Raw genomic sequence first — 21,886 nt, 5'->3', positions numbered from 1 at the left:
CGACGCGGCTGTCGCTCTCCATACCGTTGGCCGAGCGGGTCGGCTGTCACCGTCGGGATCCGCATGCCGCGGTGCTCCGCCGACCTGCCGATCCACCGATCCGGTGGAGTCGGCAGACCCGCTCCCCGGCGAGGTAGCGGGTCAGGTCGTTGCCGAACGCCCGTAAGGGAGCAGGGAACCAGCGCCTGGAGAAGAAGTCCATCATCGCCCTCGCCACGCGGTGGCCGGAGTCCGTCTGCTCGTAAGGCCGGGACTCGAACTTCAGGGCGAACTCGATCATCGCGCTCCAGTCCACGGGAAACGCCTCGTCGGCCAAGGGACCGGACTCGCGCTCCAGTGTGCGGAAGAGTGCCTGCGCCCAGCGATGCCACGCGGCCTTCATGGGCTCACTCGTGCCGGGCAGGCCCAGCGAGGTCTGCGGACGGTCGCCGAACGTGGCCAGCAGCACCAGGGGATAGACGAAGTCGTCGACGTCGTCGAAGTTGCCGGGCAAGTGCGGGGTCCTGCGGGCGACGGCCAGGTGGATGCGGTTCAGCCGCGCGGTGGCCCTGCGTCCTGCCGCGCTCGATACGCCACCCTTCTGACCGCGCCCCACCGCTACGCGATCGCGCGCACCGCGGCCTCGGTCAGGGTGGTCGCGGTCCGTACGGCGCTGGTGATGGCCTCGTCGGGGTCGAGCCCGCACAGATCGGTGAGGGTGAAGAGCGCCTCGGCGCTCACGACCACCGCGAGGTCCCGCTTGAGCTGGGTGAAGCCGTCCGGGTCCCTCGCGCCGAGCGTCTCCTCCAGAGGGAGGAGCGCATGGTCGATGAGTCCGAAACGAATGCCCGGTCGCGTGGTCACCGTCTCGGGCCGGGTGATGGTGGCGGCGATCATCGCGCGTACCGAGCCCTGGCGGGCGAGGATGCCGCGGAGGAGGAACTCGCAGGCGAAGGTGACGCGTTCGACGGGGTCGGCGGAGTCCGCGACCGGCGCGAGCGCCTCGGCGGGGGGCGGCCAGACGCCGGCCAGGGCCTCGCTGATCAGCGACGGAAGGTCGGGGAAGTACCGATAGGCGGTGGCCTCGGAGACGAGGGCCGCGCGGGCGATCGCCGGCATGGTCACCTCGGCGCCCGTGCCGGTGAGATCCCGGGCGGCCGCCACGATCGCCGTTCGCGTGCGCTGCTTCTGGTTGGTGCGGCCGGTGCCCGCCTGCGCCGTCATCGTGGGACTCCTCCTGTTGACTCACCCGCATTTTAGCAGCCGCCCCTCGTCGTGAGAGTTGTCTTGCATTACAGAACTCGACTCCCTAATCTCATGAGAGTCAACTCTCACGAAGGAGAAGCGATGAGTACGGTTTCCGTGGTCGGCCCGGACGGCGGCGAGACCATCCAGCTGGGCCCCACACAGATGCGCATCCTCGAGGACGGCAGCACCACCGGGCACCGCCTCGGAATCGGAGAGATCACCATCGCCCCGCACACCCAGGGCCCGCCCCAGCACCGTCACGCCCAGCACGACGAGGGCTTCTACGTCGTCTCCGGCACCGTGCACTTCACCATCGGGGAGACGACCCACGTGGCCCCGGCCGGCACGCTCGCCATGATCCCGCCCGGCGCCCCGCACACCTTCGCCAACCTCGGCAACACGCCCGCGGTGATGCTCAACACCTTCACGCCCGACCTGTACGTGCAGTACTTCCGCGACCTGCGGAACATGATCGCGGGCGGCCGGGAACTGACCCCGGAGTCGACCGTCGCGGTGATGAGCCGCTACGCCACCGTCCCCGCGACCGACTTCGCGTGACGGCAACTTCCCCTCGACACAGCCCACTTGAGGAGCACCGTATGACGCGCAGCACCCACACGCTCACGCTCGACCAGGGCACCCTCGATGTCACCGTCGATCTCTTCGGGCAGGAGGGGCACCCCTTCCTGCTGCTGCACGGAGGCGGCGGCCCGCAGACCGTCACCCCGTTCGCCGGCCTGCTGGCCGAACAGCGTCCGGCCAGGGTGTTCACCCCCGTGCACCCCGGCTTCGACGGCACTGCCCGCCCCGAGTGGCTGACCGACGTCACGACCCTGGCCCAGGTCTACGCCCACCTGCTCGACGTACTCGACCTGCGGGACGTCGCCGTTGTCGGCAACTCGATCGGCGGCTGGATCGCCGCCGAACTCGCGACCCTGAGCAGCCCTCGGATCAGCAGTGTCACCCTCGTCAACGCCGTCGGCATCCCCGTCCCCGGCCTCCCGATAGCCGACACCTTCTCCCTGACGCCCGTCGAGCTGTCCCGCCTGTCCTTCCACGACCCCTCGAAGTTCCGTTTCGATCCCAGCAAACTGACCGAGGCGCAGCGCGCGGTCATGGCCGCCAACCGTGCGACCCTGCAGCTCTATTCGGGCCCGCACGCCATGGCCGACCCCACCCTGACCGACCGCCTCGCCAAGATCACCCGTCCGACCCTGGTCGCGTGGGGCGCCAGTGACCAGGTCGTGGACCCCGACTACGGACGCGCGTACGCGCAGGCCATCCCCGACGCGGAGTTCCGGCTGCTGGAAGGCACCGGCCACATGCCCCAGACCGAGACGCCCGAGCAGTTCCTCCCGGTGCTCTGGGACTTCGCCGAGGCCCACGCCACCGACCGGCCGCGGCACTGACCCCGCAAAGTGCGGCCGACGTGTCTCAACCCGGCCGCAGCAGACCCGCGTTGGTCCTGGCCGCCTGCTGCCTGAGCGTGCTCCTGGTCAGTCTCGACACCACCATCCTGAACGTCGCCCTGCCCTCGATACAGGAAGACCTGCACAGCTCCGTGCCGGGCCTGCAGTGGACCCTCGACGCCTACACCATCGTGCTGGCCTCGCTGCTCATCCTGGCCGGATCCACGGCCGACCGCATCGGGAGACGGCGCGTCTTCCTCCTCGGGCTCGTGTTGTTCACCGGCGGATCGGCGCTGTGCAGCCTGGCACCATCGCTGGACTGGCTGATCGTGTTCCGCATGGCGCAGGCGGTGGGCGGCTGCATGCTCACCCCGGTCGCCATGGCCATCCTCGCCAACGCCTTCCCACAACCGCGGGAGCGGGCCAGGGCCATCGGCGTCTGGGGCGGGGTGGTGGGCATCAGCATGGCGGCCGGGCCGATCCTCGGCGGCGTACTGATCCAGACGGCCGGATGGCGGTCGGTGTTCTGGCTGAACGTGCCGATCGGGCTGGCCGCGCTCCTGCTCACCACCCTGTTCGTCCCTGAGTCACGCGCGCCACGGCCCCGCAGGGTGGACCCGGTGGGCCAACTGCTGGTGATCACCGCGCTCGGCACACTGACGTACGCCATCATCGAGGCACCGGGCCGGGGCTGGACCTCCCCCGCCATCGTGATCTGCCTGATCACCGCGGCCGGCGCGCTGGCCGCCTTCATCCCCTACGAGAAGCGACGCGCCGAACCGCTGGTCGACCCGCGCCTCTTCCGCAGTGCGCCCTTCAGCGGGGCGACGGTGATGGCGGTGTGCGCCTTCACCGCACTCGGCGGCTTCCTGTTCGCCAACACCCTCTACCTGCAACAGGTGTGGGGGCTCAGCGCACTGAGCACCGGGGTGCACCTGCTGCCGATGGCGGTGCTGTCACTGGTGTGCCCGCCACTGGCCGGGCGGATCGTGGGCAACCGCGGCCCGCGCCTCCCGCTGCTGCTCGCCGGAGCCGGCATCACCGCCGGCGGCCTGCTGGCCATCGTCGCCACCCGATCCGCCGAGCGCTCGGACATCCTGCTCTACGCGGCGTACGCACTGTTCGGACTGGGCTTCGGCTTCGTCAACGCGCCCATCACCCACACAGCGGTCTCGGGCCTGCCGCGCGCCCAGGCCGGGGTGGCCGCCGCGATCGCCGCGACCAGCCGTCAGGTCGGCGCCGCGCTCGGCATCGCGGTGACCGGCGCCGTGATCGCCGCCGGGGCACGCCCGGCCGCCTGGTGGATCATCGCCGGCTGCGGCCTGGCCATCCTCGCCCTGGGCATCCTGACCACCGGCCCCTGGGCAGCCCGCACGGCCGTAGACGACGATCCGTCCGAACGCGACCGAGTACGGCGCGATCTCCTGGACGCCCGTTGACACCCCCTGCACAGATCATCGCGGTCGGCGACCTTCCCGCCGCGGTCTCGACGGAGAGGCAGCCGGACATCCGGAGAACGCCGGCCGTCAAAAGCCCCTCTCCGCACGCGAGTTGACGGCATATCGCCACAATGCACTCCGCTATGCTCAGCCCGGAACACCGAGCGAACGAACAACAACTGATCGAACGACGACCGGCGGGCGCCCAGTCCACCGCGAAGGAAACGTGAGAGAGCGCGTGATACCCGGAGATGGCGATCACCAGGCGGCAACGCGTTCGGAACGAGGCTCAGGGCGGCTGATCGCCGGTCGGTATCTCCTTCACGGCGTTCTCGGCAGAGGCGGGATGGGCACGGTCTGGCGCGCCCACGACCAGCTGCTGGACCGCTCGGTCGCGGCCAAGGAACTGCACATCCTCACCCAGGGCGACGAGGAGCAGCGCATACGGGTGCGCCGCGCGGTCCGTGAGGCGCGCGCGGTCGCCCGGGTGTCGCATCCCCATGTGGTGGGTGTCCACGACCTGGTCGAGTCCGAGGACCGGCTGTGGATCGTCATGGAACTCGTCGAGGGGCCCTCGCTGGCCCACCGGATCACCGAGAGCGGGCCGCTCACGCCGCAGCACACCGCCGCCCTGGGTGTGCAACTGCTCGACGCGCTGGAGGCCGTGCACGCGGCCGGCACCCTGCACCGTGATGTCAAGCCCGCCAACGTCCTGCTGCGCCGCGACGGCGACGCCGTCCTCACCGACTTCGGTATCGCGGCCCTGGACGACGGGGAGTTCCTGACGACCACCGGTGAACTGATCGGCTCGCTCGAGTACATGGCACCCGAGCGGGTGATGGGATCGCCGGTCGGCCCGGCCTCCGACCTGTGGTCCCTGGGCGCGACCCTCGCCACGGTCTGCGGCGGACAGTCCCCGTTCCGCAGACCGGCACGGCCCGCGACGCTGCACGCGGTGGCGTACGAGGAAGCCGTCCTGTCGGAGCGGCTCGGCCCGTTGCGCCCGGTCGTCGAGGCACTGCTGCGCAAGTCCCCCGACGAGCGCCCTTCGGCGGCCACCGCGCGTTCCGCGCTGCGGCGTGTCGCGGCGGGAGAGGCGGACCCCGGGCCACTGCCGTCACCGACCGTGCGCGTGTTCCAGCCTTCTGCCGCGTCGACCGACGCGGACACCGTGACCAGCGGCCAGGAGCGACTCGTCCCGGCCGGGGAGCCCGTACCGACGGCCCTGCACACCACGTCGCTCAGGCCCGCGTCACGGCAGTCGTCCCGCCCGAGGGGACCGAAGCGGCTCTGGTGGGCACTGGCCGGTACGGCGGTGCTGGCGTCGGGCGTCGGCGGCGGTCTCTTCCTCACCGGGGTGCTGCCGCTCAAGGAGGACCCCACGACGGCGACCGTCAGTCAGGTCGTCCGCTCGACGACCGGCTGGCAGTCGGTGACCCGACTGACCGTCCAGCAGGGAGACCGGGTCACCGTGCGGTTCGTTTCCGGAGAATGGACGGTCGACTACCGGAACAAGCCCGTGACCGGGCCGACCGGCTACGACGCGCTCACGGACCAGTCGCTGGACGGGGCGAAGAGCTGCAAGATCAAGCCGGCGGCGCCGTTCGGCACCCTGCTGGCACGCCTCTCCGACAGTCAGGACGCCCCCGTCCACACCGTCGGGCGGAAACTGACTTTCCGGGCGGCTCAAAACGGCCCCCTGCAACTGGGGATCAACGACGCCGCCGGGTCCTGCTCCGAGGACAACAGAGGCACGCTGACCGTAGAGGTGAGGGTCACACACCAGCCTTGACGGGCGGCCGGCGCGCACCGGGCGCACGTGGCTCCTCCCTCGCCCTGCCACCTGATCCTCCCCCCTGCCGTGCAACCTGTCTGCAACCAAGCCGGGAGTTGACTGGGCCGGACCGACCGACCCTCGCGCGAAGCGGTGGCATCCGTTTCCGCGCATCAAGGCAGGGACACGCCATGGACCAGCAGGAGACGACGGACGCCGCCCCGCGCGTGGAGCTGACGCCCTCGGCCGCCGAGTTGCTGCGGCAGCTGCGGGCGGTCCACGGACCGTTGATGTTCCACCAGTCCGGCGGCTGCTGCGACGGCAGTGCGCCCATGTGCTACCCGGAGGGCGAGTTCCGCACCGGCGGCTCCGACGTGCTGCTCGCCGAGCTCGACGTCGAGGGGCTCGACGAGCCGGTGACGTTCTGGATGTCGAAGAGCCAGTACGAGCTGTGGAGCCACACGCGACTGATCGTCGACGTCGTGGCGGGCCGCGGCAGCGGTTTCTCCCTGGAAGCACCCGAAGGAGTGCGTTTTCTCATCCGTTCCCGCGTCGTAGACGCCTAGGCCCCGCGCAGGTCGTCACAGTCTGCTGCAATCCCCTTGAGTCCGAAGACAGTTGACGAGACCTCAGGGGGCACCGTGACACCTCGCGACGGACGACTCAGAACAGCACTGACGGTTCTCACGGCATGGAGCGCGCTGGCCGGTGCGGCCCTGGTGGGGGCGGCACCGGCCAGCGGCGTGGAAGGCGCCCACACCTGGAACGGCACCGTCGCGGACGCGAAGGCTCGCGTCGGCAAGGCCGTCGCCCCGGGCATCACGTACAAGGAGTTCGACCTCCCGGCCGCCCAGGGCGTGGCGCGCGCACACGTACTGAGCGTCGATCTGACAAACCGTCATGTGCGTGTCGATCTCCTCCACTCCGGGGCCGTGGCCTCCCGAGCGGCCGTCTCCCGGCTGGCCGAGGCGCAGGGCGCCGTCGCCGGTGTCAACGGTGACTTCTTCGACATCTCCGAGGCCCAGCATCCTGGGGTCGAGGCCACGGGCGCGACCGTGGGTCCCGCGATCGCGAACGGCCGCACCCTGAAGGCGGCGGTCCCCGACGGTCAGCGCTTCGGCCCCGCCCTGCCGCCCGGCACGACCACGAAGAACGTGCTCGGCGTGGGCCTGGACGGCCGGGCGCGGCTGGACAGTCTGGCCCTCGACGGTTCCGTGCGCAGCTCCCGTGGGCGGTGGGCGCTCGGTGGGCTCAACCAGTACGCGCTGCCGCAGGGTTCCATCGGCGCGTTCACCTCAGCCTGGGGCGGTGTCTCCCGCAAGCGGGCCGTCTGCGGCACCGACATCGACCGCGCCGCGCCCTGCAGCGCGGACACCTACGAGGTGACGGTCCGCCGCGGCCGGGTCGTGTCGGCGGCCTCCACACCCGGCGGCGGTCCCATCGCGTCCGGCACCACCGTGCTGGTGGGGCGCGAGGCGGGCGCGCAGCAGTTGCGCGAGCTGGCGAAGGGGCAGGCGGTCCGCATTCAGCACTGGCTCGTCGCGGCCGGCACCCGGATCCGGTACCGCTTCGCCATCGGCGGCTATCCGGTCCTCACCCACGGGCAGCCGCTGCCCGGTCTGAACAACACCACCTCGGCCGTACGGACCGCCGTGGGCATCGCGAACAAGGGGCGGCGCCTGCTTCTGCTCGCCCTCGACGGCGCGCCCGCCCACCGCGGCGGACTGACCATCGCCGAAGTGGCGCACACCATGCGGACGTTGGGCTCCGTCGACGCGTTCAGTCTGGACGGGGGCGGCTCCACGACCATGGTCGCGCGGATGCCGGGAGCGGGCGCGGTGAGCGTCCTCAACCACCCCTCCGGCGGCGCCGAACGCCCGGTCCCCAACGGCATCGGAGTGTTCTCAGGCAGCTGACACAGGGCCTGACACGCACCTGGACCCGCACGTCAGGGGCGCAGGCTGCTCACGATGTCCGCCGTCGCGGTGAGCCCGTTCTGAATGGTCGGCCCCATGCTGGTGCTCGACAGATAGAAGCCGAGCAGTACGCAGACCACCGCGTGCGAGGGTTTCAGCGCGCCGTTGCGCAGGAAGACCACCGCGAGGATCAGGAGCAGTACCACCACAGAGATGGAAATGGCCATCGTCAACCTCCTCCGCCACGTCGACACCGCGGCTTTCGGCCGCAAGTGTCGCGTAGCGGAGGGTTCGCCCGGGCGGCTGACGTGTCCTCCGAACGTGTGGTGTCTACGCCCACTCGCACACCAGCGCGTGCGCCTGCTCGTGCGCGTCTACTCGTGCGCGTCGAGGAAGGCTTCGAGCCCGGCGAGGTCGTCGGTGTTGAAGTAGTCGAGGTCGGCGGCCAGTAGTTCGCCCCACAGGGCCTCGCGCGCCGGGCCCGCCAGGTCGGGCGTGGCCCAGAACCGCACCTTCTGGTGGCGTCGGTGCGCCGCCGCGATGATGCCGCGCAGCTTCGCACGCTCGGCGTCGGGGAACGGACCGTCACCCTGCCAGGTGAAGTTGAGCGTCCAGTTGTCCGAGATCAGCGGGATGAAGGAGGCGGGGGCCGCGCTGCCGAGATCGGTGAGCCGGCCGTCGTAGAAGGCGCGCCGCACGCTCTGCGCCTCCATGGGCGTACGGGCGGCGCGGTCACCGGAGATCACCGCGGTGATCGGCCCCGGGCGCACCCGGCCGTGCGCGTAGGTGGTGAACAGGTGTGGGTAGCGGCTCAGATGGCGGTCGAGTTCGAGGTACGTCGACGAGCCCTCGGTCTTGATGTCGATGAGGAGTTGCAGGGGCCTCCGGTATCCCCGGTAGACCGAGCCGTGGTTGGCCTTCACACGGGCGGCCAGGGGCGCGAGGTAGAGGGATTCGAGGGTGCGGGTCGGGTCGAGGTCGACCGGGTCGTGGGCGACGAGGAGTTGGTCGCCGACGAGGTAGATGTCGGCCTCGACGCTGCCGAAGCGGTGGTCGAGGGCGTCGAACAGGGGTCGCGGGTGCTCGTAGTCGTTGTGCGCGTGGGCACGCCACAGGGGGCGCGTGTGGTGGTGCTTCTCCTCCCCCGCCAGTGCCCGCGAGGCGGGCAGGGCGACCGAGCCCGCTAGGGCGGCGCCGAGGGTGGTGAGGGCTCTGCGACGGGTGGTGAGGGCCATGCTCTGCCTCCCTGAGGGGTGCGCTACGGAACTCAGCGAGTATGCGGTCCTCGGAGGCCCAACAAACCTTGGGCTGAGGGGAGTTGGCCGGACCGCCGCTGTCCGTTCACTTCACCCGCGGTGCGCACACCGAGAGGCCCGCCCCCGGTGGGACGGGCCTCTGGCAGATGTACGTCAGGGGGCTTGCAGGTCCACCAGTTCGGCCAGCGCGGCGCGGTGGGCTCCCGCCGTGCCGTACGCGATCGAGTCCGCCTTGGCCCGCTTCAGATAGAGGTGAACCGGGTGCTCCCAGGTCATCCCGATGCCCCCGTGCAGTTGGAGGGCCTCCTCGGCGGTGTGGACGGCGACGGGCGCCGCGTACGCCTGCGCGACGGCGACCGACACGTCGGTGTCCTCGCTGCCCGTCGCGAGCGCGTCGGCGGCACCACGGGCGGCGGCGCGCGTGTTGACGACCTCCAGCCACAGCTGCGCGAGCCGGTGCTTGAGCGCCTGGAATCCGCCGACGGGCCGGTTGAACTGCTTGCGTTCCTTGAGGTAGCGGACCGTCTCGGTCAAGCACCAGTCGGCGAGGCCGAGTTGCTCGGAGGCGAGCAGTCCGGCGCCGCTGCGCAGGGCCCGTCGTACGGCGGGTTCCGCGGCGCCGAGGCGACGTGCCCGCACCCCGTCGAAGGTGACCCTGGCGAGCGGCCGGGTGAGGTCGAGGGACACCTGCGGGGTGACCGTCACGGCGTCCCCGTCCACCGCGTACAGTCCGCCGTCGTCCGCCGGAACCAGCAGCACGTCGGCCACCGCCGCGTCCGCGATCCCCGTCAGCTCCCCGTGCAGGAAGCCGTCCTCGTTCCGTACGGCCTGGTGGGCGCCGCCGGGTGCCACGGACAGCGCGACGGCGAGCACGCCGATCGTCCGGCCCGACGCCAGCGCCGTCAGCAGCGCGGCGGCCTCCTCGCCCTCGTAGGCCAGCAGCGCCTCGGTGGCGACGACGGCGCTGGTCAGATACGGCACCGGCGCGACCGCACGCCCCAACTCCTCCAGCACCACGGCGACTTCGCGGTGGGTGGCGCCCTGGCCGCCCAGCGACTCGGGTACGAGCAGGCCCGCCAGGCCCATCCCGTCCGAGAGCGCCTTCCACAGCTCGGGATCGTGCGGGGTGTCCGTCTCGGTCCGGGTGATGACGCCCGCCGCGTCGCAGTGGTCGGAGAGGAGGTCGCGGACGGCGGCACGCAGCGCCTCTTCCTCCTCCGAGTACAGCAGATCGGGCTGGGTGCTCTGTGTCGCCGTCGTTGTCGTCGTTGTCGTCGTTGTCGTCGTTTTCATCGGGCGAGGTCCTTCCACGCGACGTCCTTGTCGGTGCGCGGCTCGGACGGCAGGCCCAGCACGCGTTCGGCGACGATGTTCAGCAGGACCTCGCTGGTCCCGCCCTCGATGCTGTTGCCCTTGGAGCGCAGATAGCGGTAGCCGGCGTCGCGGCCGGTGAAGTCGACCAGTTCCGGTCGGCGCATCGTCCAGTCGTCGTACAGCAGGCCCTCCTCGCCGAGGAGTTCGACCTCAAGGCCGCTGATCTCCTGGTTGAGGCGGGCGAATCCGAGCTTCATCCCGGCGCCCTCGTGGCCGGGCTGGCCCAGGGCGAGCTGCTGGCGCAGCCGTTCGCCGGAGAGCCGGGCGACCTCGGCCTCCACCCACAGCTTCAGCAGCCGCTGGTGCACATCGTGGGTGCGCAGTTCGGGACGCTCGCGCCAGGTCCTGGAGACCGGGCCGATCATGCCGCCCTCGCGGGGGATGCGCATGCCGCCGATGGAGACGCGCTCGTTCATGAGCGTGGTCTGCGCGACCCGCCAGCCGTCGCCGACCTCACCCAACCGGTGCGCGTCGGGAATGCGGACGTCGGTGAGGAAGACCTCGTTGAACTCGGCCTCGCCGGTGATCTGGCGCAGCGGCCGCACCTCGACGCCCGGGTCGGTCATGTCGCAGATGAAGTACGTGATGCCGCGGTGCTTGGGCACGTCCGGATCGGTGCGCGCGATGAGGATGGCCCAGCGGGCGAGGTGGGCGCTGGAGGTCCACACCTTCTGCCCGTTGACCACCCAGTCGTCACCCTCCCGGACGGCACGCGTACCGAGCGCGGCCAGGTCGGACCCGGCGCCGGGCTCGCTGAAGAGCTGGCACCAGACCTCCTCGCCGACCCACAACGGCCGCAGGAAGTCCCGCTGCTGTTCCTCCGTGCCGAAGCCGAGGATGGTCGGCGCGGCCATGCCGAGGCCGATGCCGATGCGCCGCGGGTCGTTGTCTGGGGCGTCGGCGGCCTCCAGTTCGGCGTCCACGACGGCCTGGAGGGCGCGCGGGGCGCCCAGCCCGCCGAGGCCCTCGGGGTAGTGCACCCAGGCGAGTCCGGCGTCGAAACGGGCCTTGAGGAAGTCGAGGCGGTCCGTGGTCGCGGGCGGGTGCGCCGCCAGCAACTCCTTCGCACGGGTGCGCAGTTCGGCTGCGTCGGTCATGCGGCTGCTCCGTTCTCGAGAGAGGGCACCACGACGACCCGGCCGGTGGTGACACCGTCGCCGACCCGCTGCACGGCGGCCGCACCGCCGCCCAGCGGCACGCGCTCGCTGACCAGGGGCTTGATGGCGCCGCGCGCGGCCAGCTCGGTGAGCTGCTCGTGGCAGTGCTGGATCAGCTTGGGGTTCTTGGTGCCGTACAGGCCCCAGTGCAGGCCGAGGATCGCGTAGTTCTTCACCAGGGCGTGGTTGAGCGCCGGGCTGGGGATCGAGCCGCTGGCGAAGCCCACGACGACGATCCGGCCCTCGAAGGCGACGACCTTGGTGGACTGGGTGTACGCCTCACCGCCGACGGGGTCGTAGATCACGTCGGCGCCCCGGCCGCCGGTGGCTTCCTTCACGGCGGCGATGACGTCCTGGGTACGCCGGTCGATGACGACGTCGCAGCCCAGCTCGCGCGCCACGGCCACCTTGTCGGCCCCGCCGACCACACCGATGACGGTGGCGCCCGCCGCCTTGCCCAGCTGCACGGCCGCGCTGCCGACCCCTCCGGCGGCGGCGTGGACGAGCAGCGTCTCGCCGGCTTCGAGACGGGCCCGGCGGTGCAGACCGAACCACCCCGTCTGGTAGCCGATGTGCAGGGCTGCGGCCTCGGCGTCGTCGAGGGTGTCGGGCGCGGGCAGCAGGGCGGCGGCGTCCGCGACGGCGTACTCGGCGAGACCGCCGTGCGGCAGCGCGGGGTTGGCCAGCACGCGGCGTCCGTCCTCGGTCTCGCCGCAGATCTCCACACCGGGCGTGAACGGCAGTGGCGGCCTGACCTGGTAGTGCCCACGGCACATCAGCACGTCGGGGAAGTTGATGTTCGCCGCGCGCACCTTGAGCAGGACCTGCCCCTCACCGGGCACCGGTCGCTCCACGTCCTGGAGCTGCATCACCTGGCTCGGTTCGCCGAGCTGGTGCACTTGCCATGCCTGCATGCGGGGCCTCCACGGGACTGCTCTGTCTGACCGGGCTCGATCGCATACTAAGCGGTCGCTTGCCGATGAGGGAACAGTCGCGTGCGTCACGCCCTCACGGGCGGGCCGGACGCGCCCTCACATGCATCCGCTCCCCCTGTGGCCCGAACAGGCTCAGGAACTCCACGGGCCCCTCCCCCGTCGACCCGAACCAGTGCGGCACCCGCGTGTCGAATTCGGCGGCCTCCCCCGGACCGAGCACCACATCATGGTCGGCCAGCACGAGCCGCAGCCGCCCCGACATCACGTACAGCCACTCATAACCCTCGTGGGTCCGGGGTTCCGGCTCGAGCTTGCGCTGCGGTTCGAGCACCTTGTACGCCTGGAGTCCGCCGGGCTGCCGGGTGAGCGGCCAGTGGGTGCGGCCGCCGCGCACGATCGGCTGGGCGCGTACGCGCGGGTCGCGCACCGGGGGCGCGCCGACCAGCTCGTCCAGCGGTACCTCGTGGGCCCGGGCGATCGGCAGCAGGAGCTCCAGACTGGGCTTGCGCAGCCCCGACTCCAGCCGCGACAGCGTGCTCACGGAGATGCCGGTCGCCTCGGACAGGCCGGCTAGTGTCGCGCCCCGCTCCTTGCGGATGCGCCGCAGCCTCGGCCCGACCTCGGCCAGCACCTCGTCCGTCCGTTCCTCGTCATCCATGCCCTTGCTCATGCCCATATTGCAGATTCGGCAAAGCTGTTTGTCAATGCCGCACCGGTGGGGCGACCGTCTGCGGTGGAGGTGGTCACCATGACCGACATGACCGAGAGGTACGAGGCCGTCGTCGTCGGAGGCGGCGCGGCCGGCCTGTCCGCCGCACTGGTCCTCGGCCGGGCCCGGCGCCGCACGCTCGTCGTCGACGCGGGCGAGCCGCGCAACGCGCCCGCCGCGCATCTGCAGGGCTATCTGACCCGGGACGGCATGCCGCCCGCGGAGTTCCTCGCCGCGGGGCGCGAGGAGATCGCGCGGTACGGCGTCGAGCTGGTCCGGGACCGGGCGGTGGACGTGTCCCGGCAGGACAGTGGCGAGTTCCTCGTGACGCTCGCGGCCGGACGGACCGTGCACGCGCGGCGGCTGATCCTCGCCACCGGGCTGGCGGACGAGCTCCCGACGGTCACGGGGGTCGCCGAGCGCTTCGGGCGGGACGTGCTGCACTGCCCGTACTGCCACGGCTGGGAGGTCCGCGACCAGTCCTTCGGGGTGCTGGCCGCCACGCCGATGAGTGTCCACCAGGCACTGATGGTCTCCCAGTGGTCCAAGGACGTCACCCTCTTCCTGCACACGGTCGCCGAGGGGGAGCTGGCGGCCGACGACACGCGACGGCTCGCCGCCGCCGGGGTCGTCGTGGTGCCCGGTGAGGTCGCGGGGCTCGTCGTCGAGGGCGACCGGCTCACGGGGGTCCGGCTCACGGACGGCACCGTCCACGACCGCTCGACGCTCTTCGTGGCGCCGCGCGCGGTCCCCCGCAACGACCTGTTCGAGCGGCTGGGCGCCGAGCTGCGCGAGACCCCGTTCGGCACGTACCCGGTGGTCGACGAGACGGGCCTGACGACCGTGCCCGGCGTCTGGGCGGCGGGCAACGCGGTGGGCTTCGCCGAACAGGTCGTGAACGCCGCGGGCGCGGGCTACCGGGCGGCGGCCACGCTCAACGGTGAGCTGCTCTTCGCCGACCTCGACGCCGCCTGAGCGCTCCGCTGGAGGGGCCGGGACGTGCCGTCGATCGTCTGCGGCGCCGTCGTGGCTGGTCGCGCCGTTCCCCGCGCCCCTTCACGGCGCGAGAGGCGCGCCCGCCGCGGAGCGGCTGATGCCATCGGCACCCCGCGCCTGCACCGTTACGGGCCGGACAGGTCCTGGCCCCGGAGCTGACGGCCCGGGTGTGGACGGCGCCCCTCCGTAGCACCATGGCTCCATGCTGCTCGCCCGGCTCGCCCATGTGTCCCGGGAGGTCGCCGCCACCTCGGCGCGGTCCCGGAAGATCGCTCTGCTCGCCGAGCTGTTCCGGGACGCCGACGCGGACGACGTGCCGATCGTGATCCCGTATCTGGCGGGCCGTCTCCCACAGGGGCGGCTCGGCATCGGCTGGAAGCTGCTGAGCGGGCCTGTGCCGCCCGCGCCCGAGCCCTCGCTCACGGTGCGGGACGTGGACGCCCGGCTGACGGAGGTCGGCGCGGTCACGGGCGCCGGCTCGCAGGCGGAGCGCAGGCGGCTGATGGACGAGCTGCGGGCGGCGGCCACCGAGGACGAGCAGCGGTTCCTGTTCGGGCTGCTCACCGGCGAGGTGCGGCAGGGCGCGCTGGACGCGGTCGCGGTCGAGGGGCTCGCCGCGGCGACCGGCGCACCCGCCGCGGACGTACGGCGGGCGGTGATGCTCGCCGGATCGCTGCACACGGTGGCGCAGGCGCTGCTGACGGACGGCCCGGAAGCCCTGGACGACTTCCGGCTCACCGTGGGCCGCCCGGTGCTGCCCATGCTCGCCCACAGCGCCACGTCCGTGTCCGAGGCCGTGGAGAAGCTGGGCGCGTGTGCCGTCGAGGAGAAGCTCGACGGCATCCGCGTACAGCTGCACCGCGACGGCGACGACGTACGGATCTACACCCGCACCCTCGACGACATCACCGACCGGCTGCCCGAGCTCACCTCCGCCGCGATGGAGTTGAAGGGCACCCGGTTCATCCTGGACGGCGAGGTGATCGCGCTGGACGAGGACGGGCGGCCACGCTCCTTCCAGGAGACGGCCGGGCGGGTGGGTTCGCGGGTGGATGTGGCCACGGCCGCGAAGAGCGTGCCCGTCTCCACCGTCTTCTTCGACGCGCTGTCGGTCGACGGGCGGGATCTGCTGGATCTGCCGTTCGCCGAACGGCACGCGGAGCTGGCGCGGCTGGTGCCCGAGCCGATGCGGGTGCGGCGCGCCCTCGCCCACGGGCCCGAGGACATCCCCCCGGCACAACGATTCCTCGCCGAGACGCTGGAGCGCGGTCACGAAGGCGTGGTGGCGAAGGCCCTGGACGCCCCCTACAGCGCGGGCCGACGCGGGGCGTCGTGGCTGAAGGTCAAGCCCGTGCACACCCTCGACCTGGTGGTCCTGGCGGCCGAGTGGGGCCACGGACGGCGCACCGGCAAGCTCTCCAACCTGCACCTCGGGGCCCGCGCCGCGGACGGTTCCTTCGCGATGCTCGGCAAGACCTTCAAGGGCATGACGGACGCGATGCTGGCCTGGCAGACCGAGCGCCTCCAGGAGCTGGCCGTCGAGGACAGCGGCCACGTGGTCACCGTACGGCCCGAACTCGTCGTGGAGATCGCCTACGACGGTCTGCAGAGGTCCACCCGCTACCCGGCCGGGGTCACCCTGCGCTTCGCCCGCGTGGTGCGCTACCGCGAGGACAAGGCGCCCGCGGAGGCCGACACGGTCGAGACCCTGCTCGCCGCACACCCGGAGGTGGCTCCGTGACGGGGAAGCGCAGTGCGGGGCTTCTGTTGTACCGGCGCGCCGGCGACGGCCCGGAGGTGCTGCTCGGCCACATGGGCGGCCCGTTCTTCGCGCGGCGGGACGCCGGGGCGTGGACCGTGCCCAAGGGCGAGTACGAGCCCGACGAGACCGCCTGGGACGCGGCGCGCCGGGAATTCCAGGAGGAGCTGGGGCTGCCGCCGCCCGACGGCGAGGCCGTCCCGCTCGGCGAGGTCAAACAGAAGAACGGCAAGGTCGTCACGGCCTGGGCGATCGAGGCGGACCTCGACCCGGCGACCGTGGTCCCGGGCACCTTCGCGATGGAGTGGCCGCCGAAGTCGGGGCGGCGCCAGGAGTTTCCCGAGCTGGACCGGGTGGAATGGTTCGGCCTGGACCGGGCCGCGGAGCTGATCGTGCCGGCGCAGACGGCGTTTCTCGACCGGCTGGCGGAGCACTCGGACTGACAGCGCCCTCCGCGTTGCGCCGCACCTCGCCGCGCGGGAGGGTCGGAAAACAGGCTCGAGGAACAGCCCGCTTCAGGAGGTCGGCCATGCCCATCGCGACGGTGAACCCGGCGAACGGCGAGAGGCTCAAGACGTACGACGCGCTCGGCGCCGAGGAGATCGAGCGCAGGCTCGCCACGGCCGAGACCACGTTCCGCGCCTATCGCACCACGTCCTTCGCCGAGCGTGCACGGCTGCTGCACAGGGCAGCCGACCTCCTCGACGAGGAGCGGGACGACATCGGCCGGGTGATGACCACGGAGATGGGCAAGCCGGTCAAGCAGGCCCGCGCGGAGGCCGCCAAGTGCGCGAAGTCGATGCGCTGGTACGCCGACCACGCCGAGGAGCTGCTCGCCGACGAGGAACCCGCCGGCTCCGACGTCAAGGACTCCGGCGCCTCCCGCGTCCTGGTGCGCTATCGGCCGCTGGGCCCGGTGCTGGCCGTCATGCCGTGGAACTTCCCGCTCTGGCAGGTGGTCCGGTTCGCGGCGCCCGCCCTGATGGCGGGCAATGTCGGCCTGCTCAAGCACGCCTCGAACGTGCCGCAGACCGCCCTCTACCTGGAGGACCTGTTCCGCCGGGCGGGCTTCCCGGAGGGCTGTTTCCAGACGTTGCTGATCGGCTCGGGCGCCGTGGAGGGCATCCTGCGCGATCCCCGGGTCAAGGCGGCGACGCTGACCGGGAGTGAACCGGCGGGTCGCGCGGTGGCCTCGGTCGCCGGGGACGAGGTCAAGAAGACGGTGCTGGAGCTGGGCGGCAGCGACCCGTTCGTCGTCATGCCGTCCGCCGACGTGGACCGGGCGGCGAGGACCGCGGTGACGGCCCGGGTGCAGAACAACGGGCAGTCGTGCATCGCCGCCAAGCGGTTCATTGTGCACACGGACGTGTTCGACGCCTTCGCCGAGCGCTTCACGGCGGGCATGAAGGCGCTGAAGGTCGGCGATCCGCTGGCCGAGGACACCGACATCGGCCCGCTCTCCACCGAACAGGGCCGCGGTGACCTGGAGGAACTCGTCGACGACGCGGTGGAGAACGGCGCCACCGTGCTCTGCGGCGGCGAGCGCCCCGAAGGCTTCACGGAGCACGGCTGGTACTACGCGCCGACCATCCTCACCGACATCACCCCCGAGATGCGCGTCCACCAGGAGGAGACCTTCGGGCCGGTCGCCACGCTCTACCGCGCCGCCGATCTGGACGAGGCGGTGGCGCTCGCGAACGACACGCCGTTCGGGCTGAGTTCGAACGTCTGGACGAACGACGAGGCCGAGGCGGACCGGTTCGTACGCGACCTGGAGGCGGGCGGCGTGTTCTTCAACGGGATGACCGCCTCCCACCCGGCGTTCCCGTTCGGCGGGGTCGAGCGATCCGGCTACGGGCGTGAACTGTCGGGACACGGAATCCGCGAGTTCTGCAACATCACCACCGTATGGCACGGAGCGTAAGCGTTCCGCAGCTACCATCCCCCTGTGAACCGCGAAGTGACCCTGCCTCTGATCGTCGACGACCGCGGCACGTTGCAGGTGGCGGCCGCCGACGTCAGCAAACTGCTGCGCACGGTGGGCGGCCGGTGGCTGCACCTGGTGGAGGCCGGCCAGGACGGACTCGACGAGGACACGGTGGCGACGCTGACCATCGAACTCGCCAAGCTCGCCGACCGCATCGACGTGGCCTGCATCGCGCACAGCAGCGGGACGACGTCCGACTGACGGCGCGCGTCCGCCCGGTCCGCGCGCCGGGCCGACGCGCCCTCAGGTCGGCCGCTGGTCGAGTTCCCACAGGGCGTGCCAGAACTTCGCCTCATAGCTCTGCAGCAGTCGCCCGTACCGGAGGACCTCGGTCTCCCCGATCCGCCCCGCGTCCAGCCCCGCCTGTACAGCCGTGAGCGCCTTCCGCTCCAGCTCCGGGGCGGGTGCCGCGAACAAGTCGAAGAAGCCGCACACCTCGCCGCCGAAGCCGTAGTGGCGGCGCAGGGCTTCGGCGATCACCGCGCAATAGCCGCCCCACGTCGTGAAGTTGCCGCTCAGGGCGAGCACCACGTCGGCCCCTGAGCCGTTCAGGGCCAGCCAGGCGACGTACGCGGGATAGGCCTGGCAGTCCGCGAGCGGCTCGTAGGACGCCGCCCGCGCCTCGTCCACCCCGCAGGCGGCGGCGAACACATCCAGCTTGTCCTGGGCCAGAGCCTCACCCTCCGCGAGCATGGCGAAGAAGGCGGCGCTCTGCGGCTCGACGTCCGGACGCTCGACCAGATGCAGGAACGCGCGGCGGTCCGCGGCGATCACATGGCGCTGTTCCAGGGCGAGGGCGGCGAGCGTGGAACGCTGGGCCGCGCCCCGGGCGATGAGGGGCAACAGCCGGTTGGCGTGGGGGTCCGGGGCGAGCTTCCCCGTGGTGTCCTCCAGCAGTTCCCTGGCCGTGCGCACCATGGCGTACTCCTTCGGTTCGGCCGTCCCGGGGCCTCTTCCCTCGTACTCCTGCACCCTCCCAAGAATCCCCGGAATGGAGTAACCCGACGAGAGATCCCCACGCTTCCGGGTGATCGTGGGTGGACCACCCCTGTGGGTGAACCACCCCCGAGGGTGAACCACTCTTCCGCCGGGGGACGAGAGTTCCCCGGAAGGCGAAAGAAGGCGCGCGTCATGGCGACTTTGTGCAGACCTTCGGTCTCCGTACCGGAATACGTGATCACGATGGAGGAGACGCTGGAGCTGGCTCGCTCCCGTCACGAGGACCACCCGCAACTGCCGTTGGCACTCCGACTGATCGAGAACACCGGTGTCCAAACCCGGCACATCGTGCAGCCCATCGAGGAGACGCTGAAACACCCGGGCTTCGAAGAACGCAACAAGGTCTACGAGAGTGAGGCCAAGGCCCGCGTCCCCGCCGTCATACAGCGGGCGCTGGATGACGCCGAGCTGCTCACCACCGACATCGACATGATCATCTACGTCTCGTGCACCGGGTTCATGATGCCCTCGCTCACGGCCTGGCTGATCAACTCGATGGACTTCAGCAGCGACACCCGGCAAATACCCATAGCCCAGCTGGGCTGCGCGGCGGGCGGCGCCGCGATCAACCGGGCCCACGATTTCTGCACGGCGTACCCCGACGCCAACGCACTCATCGTGGCCTGCGAGTTCTGCTCGCTCTGCTACCAGCCGACCGATCTCAGCGTCGGCTCGCTGCTCTGCAACGGCCTGTTCGGCGACGGCATAGCCGCCGCCGTCGTCCGCGGCAACGGCGGCACCGGCGTCCACCTGGAGCGCAACGGCTCCTACCTGGTCCCCAAGACCGAGGACTGGATCATGTACGACGTCCGCGCCACGGGCTTCCACTTCCTGCTGGACAAGCGGGTTCCCGGGACGATGGAACCGCTCGCCCCCGCCCTCCACGCCCTCGCGCGACAGCACGACTGGGACGCCTCCGAACTGGACTTCTACATCATCCACGCGGGCGGCCCCAGGATCCTCGACGACCTCAGCAAGTTCCTCGAGGTCCCGCCGGAGGCCTTCCGCTTCAGCCGGGCCACCCTCACCGAGTACGGGAACATCGCCAGCGCCGTCGTCCTGGACGCGCTGCGCCGGCTGTTCGACGAGGGCGGCGCCGAGCACTCCGCACGCGGACTGCTCGCGGGCTTCGGCCCCGGCATCACCGCGGAGATGGCCCTGGGCCGCTGGCAGGACACCAACGACGAGACGGTGTGAACGGACATGACCGAGAAGACGATCATCGGGCCACTGCCGCCTGTCCGGCACTGGCCCGCCCTCGACCTGAAGGGCGTGGACTTCGACCCGGTCCTGACCGAGCTGATGCGCGAGGGACCGGTCACCCGGATCCAACTGCCCAACGGCGAGGGCTGGGCCTGGCTGGTGACCCGCCACGACGATGTGCGCAAGGTCGCCAACGACCCACGCTTCGGCCGCGAGGCGGTCCTGGACCAGCAGGTCACCCGGCTCGCCCCGCACTTCATCCCGGCCCGTGGCGCGGTGGGCTTCCTGGACCCGCCCGACCACACCCGGCTGCGCCGCTCGGTGGCTGCGGCCTTCACGGCACGCGGGGTGGAGCGGGTCCGCGACAAGGCCCGGCGCACGCTCGACGAGATGGTCGACGAGCTGCTGCGGATCGGACCGCCCGCCGATCTCACCGAAGCGGTCCTCAGTCCCTTCCCCATCTCGGTCATCTGCGAACTGATGGGCGTCCCGCCCGACGACCGGAAGGGCATGCACACCTGGACGCAGCCGATCCTGTCCTCCGCGCACGGCGCCGAGGTCAGCGAGAAGGCCAAGGACGAGATGGGCGCCTACTTCAGGAAGCTCATCGGCGCCCGGAACCACAGCAGGGACGAGGACGTCACCTCGCTGCTGGGTGCCGCCGTGGGCCGGGACGAGATCGATCTGGAGGAGGCCGTCGGACTCGCCGTCCTCCTCCAGATCGGCGGCGAGGCGGTCACGAACAACAGCGGGCAGATGTTCTACCTGCTCATGACCCGCCCGGCGCTGGCCGACCGGCTGCGCTCCGACCCTCGGATCCGCCCCCAGGCCATCGACGAGCTGCTGCGCTACATCCCGCACCGCAACATGGTCGGCCTGTCACGGATCGCGAGGAAGGACGTCGAGATCAGCGGCGTACTGATCCGGGCCGGCGATCCGGTCTACGTCTCGTACCTGGCCGCCAACCGCGACCCGGAGGTCTTCCCGGACCCGGAGCACCTCGACTTCGAGCGCAACCCCAACCCGCACGTGGCGTTCGGCTTCGGCCCGCACTACTGCCCGGGCGGGATGCTGGCCAGGCTGGAGTCGGAACTCCTGGTGGACGCGCTTTTGGACCGGATGCCGGGGCTGCGGCTCGCCGTCCCCCCACGCCAGGTCCCGTTCAGGAAAGGCGCGTTGATCCGTGGCCCCGAGGCTCTGCCCGTGACGTGGTGAGCGACCGATGACCATGACCGAAGGACTCCTCGTACCACCGGGTCACGGCCGGATCGTACAAACCCCCGCCCAGCACGTGACCTTCAAGGTGACCGGCTCGCACTCGCGCACCGCGTCCACCTTCGAGGTGCTGGTACCGCCCGGCTTCGACGTGGGCGCCCACGTGCACTCACGCAGCGAGGAGCTGTTCTACGTGCTCGAAGGCGAGCTGGACGTGCTCGCCTTCGAGCCCCGGATCCGGACCCCCGACAACTGGCAGAAGTGGGAGTCGAGTTCGGGCAACCGGGCGGTACGGGCAACCCCGGGCACCGTCATCGTCGTGCCCCCGGGCTGTCCACACGCCTTCGCCAACCCCACCGAGACCCAGGCGAAGATGTTCTTCCAGGCCTCCCCGCCCCCGGACCACGAGCGCTACTTCGAGGAGCTGCTGGAGATCCTGGGTTCGGGCGGCCCACCCGACCACGCGGCCATCGAGGAACTGAGGGCGCGATACGACATCGAGCAGCTCACCCCTCTGAAACACCGCTAGCC

23 protein-coding genes are annotated in these 21,886 nt (G+C 71.2%); 14 read left to right on the top strand and 9 right to left on the bottom strand.

Annotated elements, in window-relative coordinates; genetic code table 11:
* Positions 1 to 46: 46 nt before the first annotated feature.
* Positions 47 to 595, bottom strand: coding sequence for a hypothetical protein (locus tag ACIRA5_RS01550; protein ID WP_403686172.1), 549 nt, complete (start codon positions 593 to 595; stop codon positions 47 to 49).
* Between the two features lie 2 nt (positions 596 to 597).
* A complete protein-coding gene (locus tag ACIRA5_RS01545) occupies positions 598 to 1,203 on the bottom strand; it encodes a TetR/AcrR family transcriptional regulator (protein WP_403686170.1) in 606 nt (201 codons plus the stop codon).
* Positions 1,204 to 1,326: 123 nt separating this feature from the next.
* Between ACIRA5_RS01545 and ACIRA5_RS01540 the strand changes: the two genes are divergently transcribed.
* The 6 genes from ACIRA5_RS01540 (at position 1,327) to ACIRA5_RS01515 (ending at position 7,765) form a co-directional block, all read left to right on the top strand.
* Positions 1,327 to 1,785: a cupin domain-containing protein gene (locus ACIRA5_RS01540; protein ID WP_403686168.1), complete on the top strand. Its 459-nt coding sequence runs from the start codon at positions 1,327 to 1,329 to the stop codon at positions 1,783 to 1,785.
* 41 nt (positions 1,786 to 1,826) lie between these two features.
* The gene (locus ACIRA5_RS01535; protein WP_403686166.1) at positions 1,827 to 2,636 is read left to right on the top strand and encodes an alpha/beta fold hydrolase; all 810 of its coding nucleotides are present in this window, start codon (positions 1,827 to 1,829) and stop codon (positions 2,634 to 2,636) included.
* A gap of 20 nt (positions 2,637 to 2,656) precedes the next feature.
* A complete protein-coding gene (locus ACIRA5_RS01530; protein WP_403686164.1) occupies positions 2,657 to 4,075 on the top strand; it encodes a DHA2 family efflux MFS transporter permease subunit in 1,419 nt (472 codons plus the stop codon).
* Positions 4,076 to 4,301: 226 nt separating this feature from the next.
* Positions 4,302 to 5,867, top strand: a complete 1,566-nt coding sequence (locus ACIRA5_RS01525) for a protein kinase (protein ID WP_403686163.1) — start codon at positions 4,302 to 4,304, stop codon at positions 5,865 to 5,867.
* Between the two features lie 173 nt (positions 5,868 to 6,040).
* Positions 6,041 to 6,415, top strand: coding sequence for a DUF779 domain-containing protein (locus ACIRA5_RS01520; RefSeq protein ID WP_403686162.1), 375 nt, complete (start codon positions 6,041 to 6,043; stop codon positions 6,413 to 6,415).
* A gap of 75 nt (positions 6,416 to 6,490) precedes the next feature.
* Complete coding sequence (locus ACIRA5_RS01515) at positions 6,491 to 7,765, top strand: phosphodiester glycosidase family protein (protein WP_403686161.1); 1,275 nt, start codon at positions 6,491 to 6,493, stop codon at positions 7,763 to 7,765.
* A gap of 32 nt (positions 7,766 to 7,797) precedes the next feature.
* Here ACIRA5_RS01515 and ACIRA5_RS01510 read toward each other — a convergent pair whose 3' ends face one another.
* The 6 genes from ACIRA5_RS01510 to ACIRA5_RS01485 form a co-directional block, all read right to left on the bottom strand.
* Positions 7,798 to 7,992 (bottom strand): hypothetical protein, encoded by a 195-nt coding sequence (locus ACIRA5_RS01510; protein ID WP_403686159.1) that lies wholly within the window; start codon positions 7,990 to 7,992, stop codon positions 7,798 to 7,800.
* Between the two features lie 147 nt (positions 7,993 to 8,139).
* Positions 8,140 to 9,000: a phosphatidylinositol-specific phospholipase C/glycerophosphodiester phosphodiesterase family protein gene (locus tag ACIRA5_RS01505; RefSeq protein WP_403686158.1), complete on the bottom strand. Its 861-nt coding sequence runs from the start codon at positions 8,998 to 9,000 to the stop codon at positions 8,140 to 8,142.
* A 174-nt stretch (positions 9,001 to 9,174) separates the two neighbouring features.
* Entirely contained in the window at positions 9,175 to 10,314 is a 1,140-nt protein-coding gene (locus ACIRA5_RS01500) for an acyl-CoA dehydrogenase family protein (protein ID WP_403686157.1), read from the bottom strand.
* Positions 10,311 to 11,492, bottom strand: a complete 1,182-nt coding sequence (locus ACIRA5_RS01495; RefSeq protein WP_403686155.1) for an acyl-CoA dehydrogenase family protein — start codon at positions 11,490 to 11,492, stop codon at positions 10,311 to 10,313. The genes ACIRA5_RS01500 and ACIRA5_RS01495 overlap by 4 nt, the downstream gene beginning before the upstream one ends.
* Entirely contained in the window at positions 11,489 to 12,466 is a 978-nt protein-coding gene (locus tag ACIRA5_RS01490; RefSeq protein ID WP_352046734.1) for an NADPH:quinone oxidoreductase family protein, read from the bottom strand. The genes ACIRA5_RS01495 and ACIRA5_RS01490 overlap by 4 nt, the downstream gene beginning before the upstream one ends.
* A 94-nt stretch (positions 12,467 to 12,560) precedes the next feature.
* Complete coding sequence (locus ACIRA5_RS01485; RefSeq protein ID WP_403686153.1) at positions 12,561 to 13,157, bottom strand: helix-turn-helix domain-containing protein; 597 nt, start codon at positions 13,155 to 13,157, stop codon at positions 12,561 to 12,563.
* Positions 13,158 to 13,244: 87 nt separating this feature from the next.
* On the opposite strand from ACIRA5_RS01485, the gene ACIRA5_RS01480 reads away from it, so the two are divergent.
* The 5 genes from ACIRA5_RS01480 (at position 13,245) to ACIRA5_RS01460 (ending at position 18,139) form a co-directional block, all read left to right on the top strand.
* Entirely contained in the window at positions 13,245 to 14,171 is a 927-nt protein-coding gene (locus tag ACIRA5_RS01480) for an NAD(P)/FAD-dependent oxidoreductase (RefSeq protein WP_403687185.1), read from the top strand.
* Between the two features lie 223 nt (positions 14,172 to 14,394).
* Positions 14,395 to 15,933, top strand: coding sequence for an ATP-dependent DNA ligase (locus ACIRA5_RS01475; RefSeq protein ID WP_403686152.1), 1,539 nt, complete (start codon positions 14,395 to 14,397; stop codon positions 15,931 to 15,933).
* Positions 15,930 to 16,394, top strand: coding sequence for an NUDIX domain-containing protein (locus ACIRA5_RS01470; protein ID WP_403686151.1), 465 nt, complete (start codon positions 15,930 to 15,932; stop codon positions 16,392 to 16,394). Before ACIRA5_RS01475 ends, ACIRA5_RS01470 begins: the two co-directional genes overlap by 4 nt.
* A gap of 86 nt (positions 16,395 to 16,480) precedes the next feature.
* Positions 16,481 to 17,875 carry an NADP-dependent succinic semialdehyde dehydrogenase gene (locus ACIRA5_RS01465; RefSeq protein WP_403686150.1) on the top strand — a complete coding sequence of 465 codons (1,395 nt, stop codon included), beginning with the start codon at positions 16,481 to 16,483 and terminating at the stop codon, positions 17,873 to 17,875.
* A 24-nt stretch (positions 17,876 to 17,899) separates the two neighbouring features.
* Positions 17,900 to 18,139 carry a DUF6213 family protein gene (locus ACIRA5_RS01460; RefSeq protein ID WP_054228947.1) on the top strand — a complete coding sequence of 80 codons (240 nt, stop codon included), beginning with the start codon at positions 17,900 to 17,902 and terminating at the stop codon, positions 18,137 to 18,139.
* Between the two features lie 42 nt (positions 18,140 to 18,181).
* Here the strand turns inward: ACIRA5_RS01460 and ACIRA5_RS01455 are convergent, their stop codons facing one another.
* Positions 18,182 to 18,856, bottom strand: a complete 675-nt coding sequence (locus ACIRA5_RS01455) for a transcriptional regulator (protein ID WP_403686149.1) — start codon at positions 18,854 to 18,856, stop codon at positions 18,182 to 18,184.
* On the opposite strand from ACIRA5_RS01455, the gene ACIRA5_RS01450 reads away from it, so the two are divergent.
* Genes ACIRA5_RS01450 through ACIRA5_RS01440 form a run of 3 tightly spaced genes read left to right on the top strand, consistent with a single transcriptional unit; the run spans position 18,794 to position 21,884 of the window.
* Positions 18,794 to 20,134 (top strand): type III polyketide synthase, encoded by a 1,341-nt coding sequence (locus ACIRA5_RS01450; RefSeq protein WP_403686147.1) that lies wholly within the window; start codon positions 18,794 to 18,796, stop codon positions 20,132 to 20,134. The genes ACIRA5_RS01455 and ACIRA5_RS01450 overlap by 63 nt on opposite strands.
* Positions 20,135 to 20,140: 6 nt before the next feature.
* Positions 20,141 to 21,355, top strand: a complete 1,215-nt coding sequence (locus tag ACIRA5_RS01445) for a cytochrome P450 (protein ID WP_403686146.1) — start codon at positions 20,141 to 20,143, stop codon at positions 21,353 to 21,355.
* Positions 21,356 to 21,362: 7 nt separating this feature from the next.
* Positions 21,363 to 21,884: a cupin domain-containing protein gene (locus ACIRA5_RS01440; RefSeq protein ID WP_403686145.1), complete on the top strand. Its 522-nt coding sequence runs from the start codon at positions 21,363 to 21,365 to the stop codon at positions 21,882 to 21,884.
* The last annotated feature ends 2 nt before the right edge of the window (positions 21,885 to 21,886 follow it).

It is taken from the genome of Streptomyces sp. NPDC096311, from assembly GCF_044763085.1.
In the GTDB taxonomy this organism is placed as follows: domain Bacteria; phylum Actinomycetota; class Actinomycetes; order Streptomycetales; family Streptomycetaceae; genus Streptomyces.
This window is presented reverse-complemented; position numbering and strand designations above follow the sequence as displayed.